The 13030-nt window shown below is 71.8% G+C and carries 10 protein-coding genes; 6 read left to right on the top strand and 4 right to left on the bottom strand.

Annotation, left to right across the window (positions count from 1 at the left end; all coding sequences use genetic code 11):
* The first annotated feature begins 168 nt into the window (after nucleotides 1-168).
* Together K7C98_RS24405 and K7C98_RS24400 are read left to right on the top strand one after the other, a co-directional pair.
* Nucleotides 169-2622, top strand: a complete 2454-nt coding sequence (locus K7C98_RS24405) for an acylase (protein WP_224194159.1) — start codon at nucleotides 169-171, stop codon at nucleotides 2620-2622.
* 5 nt (nucleotides 2623-2627) lie between these two features.
* Nucleotides 2628-5066 carry a hypothetical protein gene (locus tag K7C98_RS24400; protein WP_224194158.1) on the top strand — a complete coding sequence of 813 codons (2439 nt, stop codon included), beginning with the start codon at nucleotides 2628-2630 and terminating at the stop codon, nucleotides 5064-5066.
* Nucleotides 5067-5136: 70 nt separating this feature from the next.
* Here the strand turns inward: K7C98_RS24400 and K7C98_RS24395 are convergent, their stop codons facing one another.
* The 3 genes from K7C98_RS24395 to K7C98_RS24385 all read right to left on the bottom strand — a co-directional run bounded on the left by K7C98_RS24395 (nucleotide 5137) and on the right by K7C98_RS24385 (nucleotide 7619).
* Nucleotides 5137-5559: a hypothetical protein gene (locus tag K7C98_RS24395; RefSeq protein ID WP_224194157.1), complete on the bottom strand. Its 423-nt coding sequence runs from the start codon at nucleotides 5557-5559 to the stop codon at nucleotides 5137-5139.
* Between the two features lie 33 nt (nucleotides 5560-5592).
* Entirely contained in the window at nucleotides 5593-5925 is a 333-nt protein-coding gene (gene cutA, locus K7C98_RS24390; protein WP_224194156.1) for a divalent-cation tolerance protein CutA, read from the bottom strand.
* Nucleotides 5926-6113: 188 nt separating this feature from the next.
* Nucleotides 6114-7619, bottom strand: coding sequence for a c-type cytochrome (locus K7C98_RS24385; RefSeq protein WP_224194155.1), 1506 nt, complete (start codon nucleotides 7617-7619; stop codon nucleotides 6114-6116).
* A 183-nt stretch (nucleotides 7620-7802) separates the two neighbouring features.
* Here K7C98_RS24385 and K7C98_RS24380 point away from each other — a divergent pair, with 183 nt between their 5' ends.
* The 4 genes from K7C98_RS24380 to K7C98_RS24365 all read left to right on the top strand — a co-directional run bounded on the left by K7C98_RS24380 (nucleotide 7803) and on the right by K7C98_RS24365 (nucleotide 12178).
* Nucleotides 7803-9221: an FG-GAP repeat domain-containing protein gene (locus K7C98_RS24380; protein WP_224194154.1), complete on the top strand. Its 1419-nt coding sequence runs from the start codon at nucleotides 7803-7805 to the stop codon at nucleotides 9219-9221.
* 138 nt (nucleotides 9222-9359) lie between these two features.
* Nucleotides 9360-9962, top strand: a complete 603-nt coding sequence (locus K7C98_RS24375) for a hypothetical protein (protein ID WP_224194153.1) — start codon at nucleotides 9360-9362, stop codon at nucleotides 9960-9962.
* Between the two features lie 22 nt (nucleotides 9963-9984).
* Nucleotides 9985-10689, top strand: a complete 705-nt coding sequence (locus tag K7C98_RS24370; RefSeq protein WP_224194152.1) for a hypothetical protein — start codon at nucleotides 9985-9987, stop codon at nucleotides 10687-10689.
* 25 nt (nucleotides 10690-10714) lie between these two features.
* The gene (locus tag K7C98_RS24365) at nucleotides 10715-12178 is read left to right on the top strand and encodes a hypothetical protein (protein WP_224194151.1); all 1464 of its coding nucleotides are present in this window, start codon (nucleotides 10715-10717) and stop codon (nucleotides 12176-12178) included.
* Nucleotides 12179-12250: 72 nt separating this feature from the next.
* Here K7C98_RS24365 and K7C98_RS24360 read toward each other — a convergent pair whose 3' ends face one another.
* Complete coding sequence (locus tag K7C98_RS24360) at nucleotides 12251-13027, bottom strand: SDR family NAD(P)-dependent oxidoreductase (RefSeq protein ID WP_224194150.1); 777 nt, start codon at nucleotides 13025-13027, stop codon at nucleotides 12251-12253.
* Between the last annotated feature and the right edge of the window lie 3 nt (nucleotides 13028-13030).

The following is a 13030-nucleotide window of genomic DNA, read 5'->3' as shown; positions in this document are numbered from 1 at the left end:
CCCCGCGGAGCCGCCGCGAAGCCGGGCCAGCGATCGTCGCGGGGGACGAGGTGCTGCTCGCGGCCCCGGGACCCGCCGCGATCGTCCGCGGCGTCGCGGTCGTGCGACCGGTCCGGCGAAGGCGGCGCGCTTGCGCGGCTCGGCGGCGGCGCGTTAGCCTGGCGGGCGATGTTGCGCAAGTTCGCCGTCCTCGCGCTCGCCCCGCTGTTCGCCTGCGGTTCGTCCACCGCCACGTCCACGGACACCGACACAGCGAGCTCGACCGGAGAGACCGGGACGAGCGGGACCACCGGCGAGCCGGCCTATCGCGCGACGATCCGGCGCACCAGCTACGGCGTCGCCCACGTCCAGGCCGACGACCTCGGCAGCGTGCTGTTCGGCCAGGCGTACGCGTTCGCGCAGGATCACGTGTGCACGCTGGCCGACCAGATCGTCAAGGTCCGGGCCGAGCGGGCCAAGTACTTCGGCCGCGGCGACGGCGACGCGCACCTGACCAGCGACTTCACCTACCTCGCGCTCGAGGTGGAGCAGCGGGCGCAGCGGATGTGGGACGCGACGCCGGCCGACGTGAAGGTGGCGATCGAGGGCTACGCGGCCGGCTACAACCAGTACCTGCGCGACACGCCGCCGGGCGAGCTGCCGGCCGACTGCGCGGGGGCGCCGTGGGTGAAGGAGATCGAGGCGCTCGACCTGGTGCGCTACTACGTCGACCTCGGGCTGCTCGGCAGCAGCAATCAATTGGCGAGCTACATCGGCACGGCGCAGCCGCCCGGGGCGCCGCTGACGATGCCCGGCGGGCCGCTGCGGGGCCTCGGGACGTTGACGAGCGGCGGCTTCGGCAGCAACGGCTGGGCCCTCGGCGCCGACAAGACGACCGGCGGCGGCGGCATGGTCGTGGCCAACCCGCACTTCCCGTGGACCGGCGAGCTCAAGCTGTGGGAGAGCCACCTGACGGTGCCGGGCGAGGTCAACATCTACGGGGTCGGCCTGATGGGCGTGCCCGGGGTGCTGATCGGCTTCAACGACGCCGTCGCGTGGACGCACACGTTCTCGTCGGGCAACCGCTTCACGTTCTACAAGCTCGCGCTCGACCCCAGCGACCCGACCGCGTACCTGTACGACGGGACATCCCGGCCGATGACCAAGAAGACCTTCGAGGTCGAGGTCGCGGACGGCGGGACGGTGACCCGCACGATGTACTACAGCCATTACGGGCCGATGCTCAACGTCGACCCGATCGGCTGGTCGACCGACATCGCGCTGACCTACCGCGACGCCAACATCGACAACCCGCGGCTCATCGAGCAGTTCCTCGGCATGGACCGGGCGAAGACCCTCGACGAGTTCAAGGCGGTGTTCCAGACGGTGCAGGGCATCCCTTGGGTCAACACCATGGCGGCCGACAAGGCGGGCAACGCCTGGTACGCCGACGCCTCGGCGACCCCGCAATTGTCCGACGAGGCGATCGCCGGCTGGCAGGCGGCGATCGAGGACGACTTCCTGACCGGGCTCCTCTATCAACAGGGCGGGCTCGTGGTGCTCGACGGCAGCGACTCGACCTACGAATGGGTCGACAGCGGCGACGCGCGCGCGCCGGGGCTGGTGCCGTTCGCGGGCGTGCCGCAGCTCGACCGCCGCGACTTCGTGTTCAACGCCAACGACTCGTACTGGCTGGCCAACCCGGCCGCGCCGCTCGAGGGCTTCTCGCCGCTGCACGGCTCCGAGCGCGCGCCGCAGTCGCCGCGCACGCGGATCAACGCGATGCTGCTGCAGAACGACCCGCGCTACGCGGCGGCCGGCGACGACGGGACGTTCACGCTGGCGGAGATCCAGGCGGCGATCCAGGGCAACCACTCGCTCACCGCCGACCTCGTCCTCGACGATCTGCTGGCGCGCTGCGGGGCCCACCCGGTCGTCGACGTCGACGGCTCCAAGGTCGACCTGCGCACGGTGTGCGGGATCCTCGGCGCGTGGGACCGCCGCTTCAACCCCGACAGCGTCGGCGCGGTGCTGTTCCGCGAGTACCTGGCGGCCTACAGCGGCGGCGCGGTGCTCGACCGCGGCTCGCTGTTCCACGTGCCGTTCGACCCCGACGATCCGATCGGCACGCCGCACACCCTGATCGCGCCGGCGGAGGGGCAGGCCGACGGGGCCCTGGTCGCGCTCGGCGAGGCGGCCCGGCACCTGGCCGAGGCCGGCGTGCCGCTGTCGGCCCCGCTCAAGCAGCTGCAGCGAGCGCCGCGCGGGAGCGTCGAGATCGGGGTGCACGGCGGGTTCGCCAAGGAGGGCATCGCCAACGTGGTCGGCTACGACGGCGGCCTCAACTCGACGCTGCTGCCGAAGGTGCCGCGGCCGCCGTCGATCGCCGGCACCGCCGGGCTGACCGAGCGCGGCTACGTGATCAACTACGGCTCGAGCTTCGTGATGGCGGTCGAGTTCCTGCCCGAGGGCCCGCGCGGCGAGGCGTTCTTGACCTACTCGCAGTCGGAGGACCCGCGCTCGCCGCACTTCCGCGACCAGACCGAGCTGTTCTCGCGCAAGGAGTGGCGGCCGCTGCTGTTCCGCGAGGCCGACATCGCCGCCGACGCCAACCTGCGAGAGACCGTGGTCGAGGGCGGATGAGCGGGATGCGCTCGTTCTTCCTGTACGCGGGGATCGCCCTCGTCGCGGGCTCCGGGCTCGCGCTCGAGATCTTGCTGACGCGGATCACCAGCGTGATCGCGTGGTACCACCTGTCGTTCTTCGTCATCGCCCTGGCGATGCTCGGCATGACCGCGGGCGCGATCTACGTGTTCATGCGGCCAGGTCTGTTCGGACAGGCGGTGCTGGCCCGCCGGCTCGCCCGCAGCTCGGCCGCGTTCGCCGCCCTGGCGCCGCTGGCGGTCGCGTGGGCGATGTCGGGGCCGCTCCTGCCGGTCACCGACCTGATGGGCTTCTTCGCCCTGCTCGGCTTCGGCGCGGCGCTGGCGGTCCCGTTCGCGGCCGCCGGGGTGGCGCTGACGCTGGCGCTGACCCGCATGGGCCTGCCGGCCGGGCGCGCCTACGGCTGCGACCTGCTCGGCGCGGCGGCCGGCTGCGGGCTCGTGATCCCGCTGCTCGACGCGGTCGACGCCGCCAGCGCGGTGCTGGTGGTCGGCGCGATCGCGGCGCTCGGCGCCCTGGCCTTTGCGACATGTGACGAAGACCCTGGTGAAAGGCGCAGGTCTCTCGGGACATGTGGGGCGCTGGCGCTGGCGCTGCTGGCGTTCGCCGGGATCAACGCCGCCGCCGACGCGCCGCCGCTGCGCCCGGCGTGGGTCAAGGGCGTGCGCGAGGACCCGCGCGAGTTCATGCACGTGGCCTGGAACACGCACTCGCGGGTCACGGTGTCGAACCAGATCGCGCTGCCGCCGTACCTGTGGGCGCCGGGGCGCAACATGCCGCCCGAGGCGCGGCTGCCGATCCAGCAGCGGGTGCTCAAGATCGACGGCGCGGCGGCGACGCTGATGGCCGAAGGGGCAGCTTCGGACCACGCCTACCTCGACTGGGACCTCAGCACGTTCGCGCACCGGCTGCGCCCGAGCGGGCCGGCGGCGGTCATCGGCGTCGGCGGCGGCCGCGACGTGCTGGCGGCGCTGCGCAGCGGCCACTCGCCGGTGGTCGGGGTCGAGCTCAACGCGGCGATCGTCGACCTGCACCGGCGCACGATGGCCGACTTCTCGACCGTCGCCGCGCGCCCGGGCGTCGAGCTGCACACCGACGAGGCGCGCAGCTTCTTCTCGCGCGACCGCCGGCAGTACCAGGTGATCACGATGTCGCTCATCGACACCTGGGCGTCGACCGGCGCCGGCGCCTACAGCCTGTCGGAGAACGGGCTGTACACCGTCGAGGGCTGGCTGGTGTTCCTGCGCCGCCTGGCCCCCGAGGGGGTGTTCACGGTGTCGCGCTGGTACAAGAAGGAGTCGCCCGGCGAGACCGCGCGAATGCTGGCGCTGGCGATGGAGGCGCTGTGGCAGCTCGGCGTCGACAAGCCGCGCGCGCACCTGCTGCTGCTGCAGGCCGAGAGCGTGGCGACGCTGCTGGTCTCGCCGTCGCCGTTCTCCGCCGCCGACCTCGACGCGATGCAGCGCGAGGCGGTCCGCCTCGGCTTCAACATGGTGCTCACGCCGCGCCGCCTGCCGGCCCAGCCGCTCCTCGCCGAGCTCGGCGCGATCGACGAGCGCGCGGCGCTGTGGCAGTGGGCCGAGCGCCAGACCCTCGACCTCACGCCGCCGACCGACGACCGCCCGTTCTTCTTCAACATGCTGAAGCCCGGGACATGGCTCGAAGGACAGGAGGAGGTCAGCGACCTCGACCTCGGCTTCCTCGGCAACCTGCAGGCGACGCAGACGCTGGTGTACGCGACGCTGGTGAGCCTGCTGCTGACGCTGGCCGCGCTGCTCGGGCCGCTGCTCGGCCGCTCGCCGGCGACGGCGGAGGGGCCGAAGCAGGCGTCGCGCACGGGCCTGGCCCCCGCGACCCTGGCGGCGGCGCTGGCCTACTTCGCGCTGATCGGCCTCGGCTTCATGTTCGTCGAGATCGCGCTGCTGTCCCAGGTGGGGGTGTTCGTCGGCCACCCGACGCTGTCGCTCGCGGTGGTGCTCGGCGGCATCATCCTCGCCGCCGGCGTGGGGAGCCTGCTCAGCGGCAAGCTGAACGTCGAACGCGGCGGCGCAGCAGCGTGGCTGTTCCCGCTGATCCCGGCGCTGCTGGTGGTCGCCGCCCGCGTCGCCACCGGCCCGGTCACCGAGGGCTTCGCCAGCGCCGACACGTCCGTGCGCGTGCTGCTGTCGATCGCGCTCATCGCCCCGCCCGCCCTCGGCATGGGCATCTGCTTCCCGCTCGGCCTCCGCCTGGTCGAACGCGCCGGCGGCCACGCGGTCACACCCTGGCTGTGGGGCATCAACGGGGCGTTCGGCGTGTGCGCCAGCGGCCTGGCCCTCGGGACATCCATGACGTGGGGGATCTCGACGACGATGGCCGTCGGCGCAGGCTGCTACCTGGCCCTCGTCGCCTGCGCGCGCCAGCTGGCGCGCGCGCGGGCGTGAGCCACGGTTCACCTGCGGCATCTGTCTTCGAGGACAGGTCCTACGAGACCTGTCCTGAGAGCTGCTGCTGTCAGTCCGCGTGGCCCGCTCGCGCGAGGAGCACACGCAGACCGGAGAGAGCGAGGCAGGCGACGAGCATCGAGACGGCGCCGGCGCGCTCGGCAGTGCCCCAGGCGGGCCCTTGCATGGCGGCGAGCAGCGCCGACAGGGCGAGGATGAGGAGGACGTCGCTGACGAAGTGCCCGGGCGATCGGGTGCCGACCTCGGCGCTGCCGGCTCGCGCGACGTGGATCGTGCGGTGTCCGGCGCGGATCCGTCGCACGAGGATCCAGTGGCCGGCGACGGCGACGGCGAGGCACACGAGGTAGCCTGGAAGGTCGTCGGTCGTCAGGCCGCGGACGATGCCGGCGACCACGCCGCCGGTCGCAAGCACGGCGAACACCTGGACCAGCAGGTCCTGGAGGACGGCGACGATGGCAAACAGCAGAGACATGCGGGCGCGGGCGAGGTCCTGGCGCCGTCGCGCTCACGCTGGTCGCGTCACCGCGCGCAGCCACTGCACGTAGGGCTCGCCGCAGGCGCTCGGCTGGAGGGCGACGACCTTGGGCACCGAGTACGGGTGGACCTCGGGGATCGCGGAATAAAGGGCGTCGAGGCGATCGCGCGTGGTCTCCATGACGACGAGGGCCTCGTCGTCGCTGCAGATCTGGCCGTCCCACCAGTAGCGCGAGCGCACCAGCGGGATGATGTTGCCGCAGCCGACGAGCCGGCGCTCGAGCAGCGCGAGGAGGATCTTCTCGGCCTGGTCGGGAGGACAGGTCATGAGGATCACCTGGAGGTCGGGGGAGTCGCCGTGCACGGGTCGAGGGTACCGCATTCCGGGTGATGCGCCCGTCCGGCCGCGTCGCGGTCCGGCCGCGATGTCGGCGGGGCCGGAAGCGGGGCTGATCGTGGCGGACGAATTCATCGGCGAGCTGGACGCGTGCTTCGGGGAGAGCAGTGTCCGCCGGCCGGCGGGGCAAGTCCAGCGGCAGGCAGGAGCCAGGCTCACAGCGTCTTCAGATACTCGATCACCGCCAGCCGCTCGCTCGCGTCGAGCCCGTCGCCGAAGGTGTGGCCGCCGTTGCCGTAGCCGGGCTGCGTCGTGTCGTAGATCTTCTTGCGCACCTCGGCCGAGGGTTCGCCTTCGTGGCCGTGGTCGAGCGCCTCGTGCTTCCAACCCAGGGCCGCGGAGTCGTAGTCGGTCGATTCGTAGGAGCGCGTCCAGTACGTCGGGCGCGACGTGCTGTCGAGCATCGCGGCGACTGTCGGCACCGAGCCGTTGTGCAGATACGGCGCCGTCGCCCAGATCCCGTCGAGCGGCGGCGCCACGTAGCCGCTCTGCGGCTCGAGCCGCGAGACCTCGCCGTAGAACCCCTTATTGAACCAGTCGAGGTAGCGGCCGGCGAATTGCGAGGCCTCGGTGGCGAGCGCGGCGTCGGTGCCGATCACGTCGAGGTCGACGAGCAGGTTCGGATAGGTGTCCTCGGCGCCGTAGGTGCCGTGACAGCCGGCGCAGGTGGCGGCGAACACGTGGGAGCCGGCGGCCGCGAGCTCGGCGTCGATGGCGAACGGGTAGGCCGGCGGCTCGAGCGTCAGGATGTAGGCGCGGATGTCCGGGAAGTAGGCGTCGATCGCCCGCGCCTCGTCGATGTCGTCGGTGCACAGCGTCGCCGCGGCCATCATCGTGCGCGCGTGGTCGCCCCGGCCGGCGGCGACATAGAACATCGCGTGCTTCTTCTTCATGTGCCACCACGGCGGGACGTCGACCGGCGTGACGACGACGGGCGGGAGGTCGAGCAGCGGCGGGTCGAACCATTCGAAGGTGTCGGGGTCGCGGTGCGAGAACAGCACGGCGGCGATGTTGTCGGCCGGGTTGACGCCGACCGTGAGCATCTGGGTGTAGGGCTCGACGGCGGCGAGGCGGTCGACGAAGCGCTGCAGCTCGGCCTTCTCGTCCGCTTCGGTGAGGAACAGATCGGCGAGCGCCGCCGTGCCGCCGACCTTGACGGTGAAGTCGGCGGTGGTGTTGCCGAGGCCGACGACGAGCTCGCCGTCGATCTCGCCGGCGTGACATTGTAAGCAGTTGGCGCTGACGAGCTCGACCCCGCCGGCGCCGACGAACGCGGTCTTGTCATACGGCAAGGTCGCGTTCTTGCCGGCGCGCCCGGGCAATCGCAGCGCCTCGGGGGCGTCGTCGAAGACCTGCGAATAGGCGGTCCAGGGGATCCCGCAGCTGACGTAACCATTGTTGACGAGGGCGTGGTAGCCGGCCTCGGGATCGCCGTCGCGCTGCGGCTCGGCCGGGATCGGGTGCAGGCCGTCATTCGGGGCGCCAGTGGTCGGGGCGCCGGTGGTCGGCGCGTCCGTCGTCGCGCCGGTCGACGTGGCGCCGCCGGTGGTCGCGGCGCCGGTCTCGCTGCTCGCGTCGCCGGTGGCCTCGGTGCCGGCGGACGAACCGGCGCAGGCGAGGGGGAGCACGCTCGCGAACACGAGGCGGAGACAGCGGGGCATCCCTCCATCGTAGCGGATCTGCGGGGATGTGCGGCGGCCGACCGGCCGCATGGAGATATGTCTTTTGGGGCAGGTCGCGTCCGTCCCGGGTCCGACCGGCGCGAGCGTTCGCGCGCGGGCGCAGCGAGTCCACAGTTGATGGCCCGGCGCCGGCCCGCGTACGCTGAGGCGATGTTGCGATGGATGACCCTCGGGGTCTTTGGTGTGGTCGCGTGCGGGCCGAGCCCGCCGCCGGAGAACGACACCGAGGGCGGCAGCTCGAGCACGACGAACACCAGCAACGGGTCGATGACCGGCCTGCCGATGACGTCGCCGCTGCCGGGCACCGACCCGACGATCACGACGGCTGACCCGCCGACCACCGGCGCGGTGACGTCCGAGGTCGACCCGTCGGCGACGACGGGGAACGAGACGAACACGGTGACGACGTCGCCGACCTCCGCGACGAGCACCACCGGCGGCGAGTGCGGCGGCGGGGCCGAATGTCCTTTCGGTCAGGGGTGCGTCGCGGGCCAGTGCGTGAGCGTGGAGGTGATTCCGCCGTGTCCGGTGGTCGCGGTGGTGGACTCGCACTTCCCCCTGGTCCACGAGCCGACGTCGCTCGTGCTCGCCGACCTCGACGGCGACAACGACCTCGACGTCGCCACGGGTGCGCCGGAGCTGTCGCTGATCGAGGTGCAGACACAGGTGAGCGAGGGCGAGTTCGTGCCCGGCGAGACGATCGCGCTGGTGCCGGCGACCGGATTCATCCACCTCGCGGCCGGCGACCTCGACGGCGACGGCGACGTCGACCTCGCAGCGGCGCTCGGCAGCGACGTCGACGTGCTGCTCAATCACGACGGGGTGTGGAAGCTCGAGTCGGTGCTCGACAGCCAGAGCGGCCTGCGCCGCGTCCACCTCGCCAACGCCGACAGCGCCGGCCCGGGGCTGTTCGACCTGATCACGGTCGGCGCGTCGAGCCCGAACATCGGCGTGTGGCTCGGCGTGGGGGCCGGTGCGTTTGAGCCCGAGCCGCCGTTCGACGCGCCGCTGTCGTTCGGCATCGGCGTGGTCGACGTGAACGGCGACCTCCTCCACGACCTCGTCGGGCCCGACTTCAACGATTCGTTCGCCAGCGTCGGGGTGCTGATCCGCGACGGCGGCGGCGGCTTCGTCGACGGCGGGCTGCTGCCGGCGACCGGCGAATCGCTGGTCCAGGTGCTGGCCGGGGACCTCGCCGACGACCCCGAGGACATCGTCGAGCTGCTCGCGCTCACGAGGGACGCGGTCGGCGGGCTCGTGATCCTGTGGTCCGGGAAGGAGCACGGCGCGTGGGACCCCGTGCCACGATTGATGCGGCCGAGCTTCCCCCTGTCGGGAGGTCTGCTCGCCGACGTCGATCCGGACGGCGACGTCGATCTGGTCGCCGCGACGGAGACCAACGCGCTCGTGGTGCTGCACGGCGACGGCAGCGGCGGCTTCGCGTGCGAGCGGGTGTTCGAGCTCGGCTCGCCGACGACCGCCGAGCTGCTCGCGGTCGGCGACGTCGACCTCCAGGGCGTCCGTGAGATCGTGACGGCGGACGTCTCGCTGCGTGATCTGGTGGTGATCAAGACTCTATGAGCGTCGCGTTCGATCGGCGCGTGCATGCGCCTGCGAGCAATTGCGAGCGGCGCGAAGTCGCGCGAGCGAGCGCTCGGCTTGACACGGCTGCGGGGCCGGTCGGATAAGGCTTGGCGGCCTTCGCGGGCCCCCGCACTTATGGCGAAACCGATCATCGTCACCTGGGGCGGCGTGCAGTCGACCTTCGATCACGAGAAGCTCGACCGCGCCAAGCTGTACGGCAAGCGTCAGCGCCAGATCCTCGACCCTCACGAGCAGCGCTGCGAGCGGGCCGAGCTGTCGCGCGACGGCACGCTGCTGATCCGCTCGGGCATGACGGCGCAGGGCTACTTCGACGAGGGCAACGCGTGGATCCCGAACGGCAAGCTGGTCGGCCTCGACGCCGACGGCAAGCCGCTGCCGCACATCCCGAGCACGCTCGGCGAGGCGCAGAAGCTCGACGGGCCGGTCGATCCGGGCGAGCTGCTCGACCTGGCCGTTCGGTCAGTCTACACGCTCGACCCGAACGGGCTCGACCCCAAGCTCGAGGCGGAGCTGAAGGCCGGCAAGGTGTTCCGCTTCACCTTCAGCTACCGCGGCGGCTACGACACCGAGCTGGCCTACCTGGTGTGCAACGCCGGGGCCTTCTTCGCGCTGGTCGGCTCGCCGGCGGTGAGCGAGTGGTGCGAGCTGCAGACCACGGTGGCAGACGACCCGGGCGGCGACGACGACGGCGACGAGCTCGACTTCGAGATGTTCTGAGGGACAGGTCAGGGAGACAGCCATGCGCAAGATCCAGCTGATGAACGAGGAGAAGCGCGACGCCACGCTCGCGCTCGAGTCGGTCAAGGAGAAGGTCGGGCCGGTGAGCGGTGTGCCGGGCAAGAAGCTCGAGTTCCGCCGCTACCTGGCCACCACCGAGGCGGGCACCTACGCCAAGCTGTCGGCGCAGCCGGGCGACCTGGCGCAGGCGCTGATCGACGGCGACCCGGAGATCGACATCGAGCAGGTCGGCAAGCAGGTCGGCGACACGCAGACCGTGTTCCTGTCGAGCAAGGGCGAGGTGCTGCACGCCTCGCCGAAGCTGGTCGACGTGCTGTTCGGGCCCGACGGGGCCGAGCGCGAGCGCAAGCCGGCGGCCGACATCCCGGCCAACACCAACGAGAAGGAGTCGCCGGTGCGGTTCACCAACCGGCGCATGCCCAAGGCCGAGGTGGTGACCAAGTTCGCGTTCCGCCGCACCATCCAGATCAAGCACGTCGACGGCCTGTCGTTCGACTTCCTGTTCAAGATGGCGAAGGAGCTGCACGACAAGGGCGAGCTGGCGCTGCTCGGCGCCGGCAGCAAGGGCCGCGACCCGCTGATCTTCCAGGAGAACGGCAGCCCGTACCGCGGCTTCCTTGAGGGCCGCGTCGACGGCCAGAAGTACAAGCTGCTGCTCCACCTCTCGAACCTCGAGCTGCGCGCCCCGGGCGCGGCGGCGACCTGACCTTTCGGACAGACTGGAGATTGCCATGAGCCTGTTCTCCATCGACAACGCCCGTCCGCTCGGCAAGGGCAAGCAGAGCCCCGCCGGCAGCCTGCTCGACAGCGAGCTGGCGGCGATGTTCCGCAACTACAAGCGCGCCGTGGCCGGCAGCTACCGTGCGCTGCCCTTCGAGGACCTGGCCCGCGGGGCGGTCCCGTCGGGGACGCTGCAGGTGTCGCCGAAGATCGACGGCGAGCTGTGGTTCCTCGTGCTCGACGAGCAGCAGGCGATCCTGTGCTCGCCGACCGGCCGGGTGGTCTCGGGCGACGTGCCGGTGCTGCTCGAGGCGAAGGCGGCGCTCGGGCGCAAGCAGGGTCGCACGGTGCTGGCGGGCGAGCTGTTCGCCGCCAAGCCGCCGGGGCAGGGCCGGCCGCGGGTCGGCGACCTCGGCTCGGCGATGGGCGGCGAGGCGCAGGCGCAGGTCGAGCGCATGGCCTACTTCGCGTTCGACGTGCTCCACGGCGGCGACGCCGAGGCGCCGCAGCGGCCGCCGCTGTACGTCGACCGCCTGGCGCTGTGCCAGCGGCTGCTGGCCGGCGGCAAGCGGCTGCAGGCGATCAAGACCGAGCAGGCGACCAGCGCCGAGCAGGTGATGCAGCGCTGGAACGAGTGGGTCGAGGGCGGCAAGGGCGAGGGCCTGGTCGTCCGCACCGCCGACAACCTGGTCTTCAAGCTCAAGCCGACCATCGACATCGACGCGGCGATCATCGGCTACACCGACAGCTCCGACGAGCCCGAGGCGGTCGGCTCGCTGCTGCTGGCGATGATGCGCGACGACGGCCAGTTCCAGGTCATCGGCGCCTGCGGCAACATGCCGACCGAGCAGCGCAAGGCGTTCTACCAGCAGCTGTCGGGCAAGAGCGTGGCCTCGAACTACCGCTACGCCAACAGCAAGGGCGCGCTGTACCGCTTCGTCCCGCCGGAGACGGTGATCGAGGTCAAGGTCACCGACATCCAGGGCGAGGACTCGAGCGGCGACCCGATCCTCCGCATGGTGCTCGAGCACAGCCAGCCCGGCTGGCGCACGATCCGCGAGATGCCCGGCGTGTCGATCCTGCACCCGGTGTTCTCGCGCGTGCGCAGCGACAAGACCGTCAACCCGGTCGACATCCGCGTCGCCCAGGTGCTCGAGCGGGTCCAGCTCGACAGCCTCAACAAGAAGGCCGAGCGCCTGGTCCTGCCGGCCTCGGAGGTGGTCCGCCGCGAGGTCTACGCCAAGACCGCCAAGGGCCAGCAGGCGGTGCGCAAGCTCGTCATCTGGCGCACCAACAAGGAGAAGGTCGACCCCAGCTACCCGGCCTTCGTGGTCCACTGGACCGACTTCTCCGCCGGCCGCAAGACGCCGCTCGAGCGCGAGGTCCGGCTGGCGCCGACGCTCGGCGAGGCGCTCAAGATCGGCGACGAGATGGTCGGCGAGAACATCAAGAAGGGCTGGGACAAGGTCGGCTGAGCAGCTGACCCCGAGGGCATGTCCCTCGCAGCATGGCGCTAGGGGCAGGTCCTTCGGGACCTGCCCCTTCGTTCATGCCGTCTCGCCGCCGTCGATCGCCAGCGCCTGGCCGGTGACGCCGCCGGCGCCCGGGCGCGCCAGCCAGGCGATCAGGTCGGCGACCTCGGCCGGGCTGCGCAGCCGGCCCTGCGGCGAGAAGCGGGCCAGCGCCTTGCGGGCGTCGTCCTCGCTGCGGCCGGTGGTGGCCTGGATGTTGCGCGCGGCGTCGGCGACGATGTCGGTGTCGGTGAAGCCGGGGCAGACGGCGTTGACGGTGACGTCCTTCGCGGCCAGCTCGACCGCGAGCGCGCGGGTCCAGCCGAGCAGGCCGGCCTTGCTGGCCGAGTAGGCGGCCGTGTACGCGTAGCCCTTGATCGCGGCGGTCGAGGCGACGTTGACGACGCGGCCCCAGCCGGCGGCGATCATGCCGGGGATGAGCGCGCGCGTGAGGACGAACGGCGCGGTGCAGTTGAGCTCGAGCAGGCGCGCCCACACGTCGTCGCCGGTGCGCGCGAGCGGGGCCGAGTGGGCGGCGCCGGCGTTGTTGATCAAGACCTGGACGCGGCGCCCGAGCTGTCCTTCGAGACCTGTGACTTCAGCCAGGAAGGCGGCGCGGGCGCCAGGATCGCCGAGGTCGACGGCAAGGACGTGGGCGCCGTGCGGGGCGTGGAGCCCGGCGCGCGCGCGCTCGAGGGCCTCGCGGTCGCGGCCGGCGAGGATGAGGGCGTGGCCCGGCGCGAGCGCCTCGGCGACGGCGCGCCCGATCCCGCGGCCGGCCCCGGTGATGAGCGCGAGCGGTGCGTTCGACATGCG

The organism is Nannocystis pusilla (assembly GCF_020073745.1).
Classification (GTDB): Bacteria; Myxococcota_A; Polyangia; order Nannocystales; family Nannocystaceae; genus Nannocystis; species Nannocystis radixulma.
Note: the sequence above shows the minus strand (reverse complement) of the source record. Positions and strands in the feature narration are given on the sequence as shown.

Bases quoted from the DNA above. Each gene is read 5' to 3' on its own strand.
- K7C98_RS24365 (WP_224194151.1), top strand. From the start codon at position 10,715: ATGAGCCTGTTCTCCATCGACAACGCCCGTCCGCTCGGCAAGGGCAAG.
- K7C98_RS24360 (WP_224194150.1), bottom strand. From the start codon at position 13,027: ATGTCGAACGCACCGCTCGCGCTCATCACCGGGGCCGGCCGCGGGATC.
- K7C98_RS24385 (WP_224194155.1), bottom strand. From the start codon at position 7,619: ATGCCCCGCTGTCTCCGCCTCGTGTTCGCGAGCGTGCTCCCCCTCGCC.
- K7C98_RS24400 (WP_224194158.1), top strand. From the start codon at position 2,628: ATGCGCTCGTTCTTCCTGTACGCGGGGATCGCCCTCGTCGCGGGCTCC.
- K7C98_RS24380 (WP_224194154.1), top strand. From the start codon at position 7,803: ATGACCCTCGGGGTCTTTGGTGTGGTCGCGTGCGGGCCGAGCCCGCCG.
- K7C98_RS24405 (WP_224194159.1), top strand. From the start codon at position 169: ATGTTGCGCAAGTTCGCCGTCCTCGCGCTCGCCCCGCTGTTCGCCTGC.
- K7C98_RS24375 (WP_224194153.1), top strand. From the start codon at position 9,360: ATGGCGAAACCGATCATCGTCACCTGGGGCGGCGTGCAGTCGACCTTC.
- K7C98_RS24370 (WP_224194152.1), top strand. From the start codon at position 9,985: ATGCGCAAGATCCAGCTGATGAACGAGGAGAAGCGCGACGCCACGCTC.
- K7C98_RS24395 (WP_224194157.1), bottom strand. From the start codon at position 5,559: ATGTCTCTGCTGTTTGCCATCGTCGCCGTCCTCCAGGACCTGCTGGTC.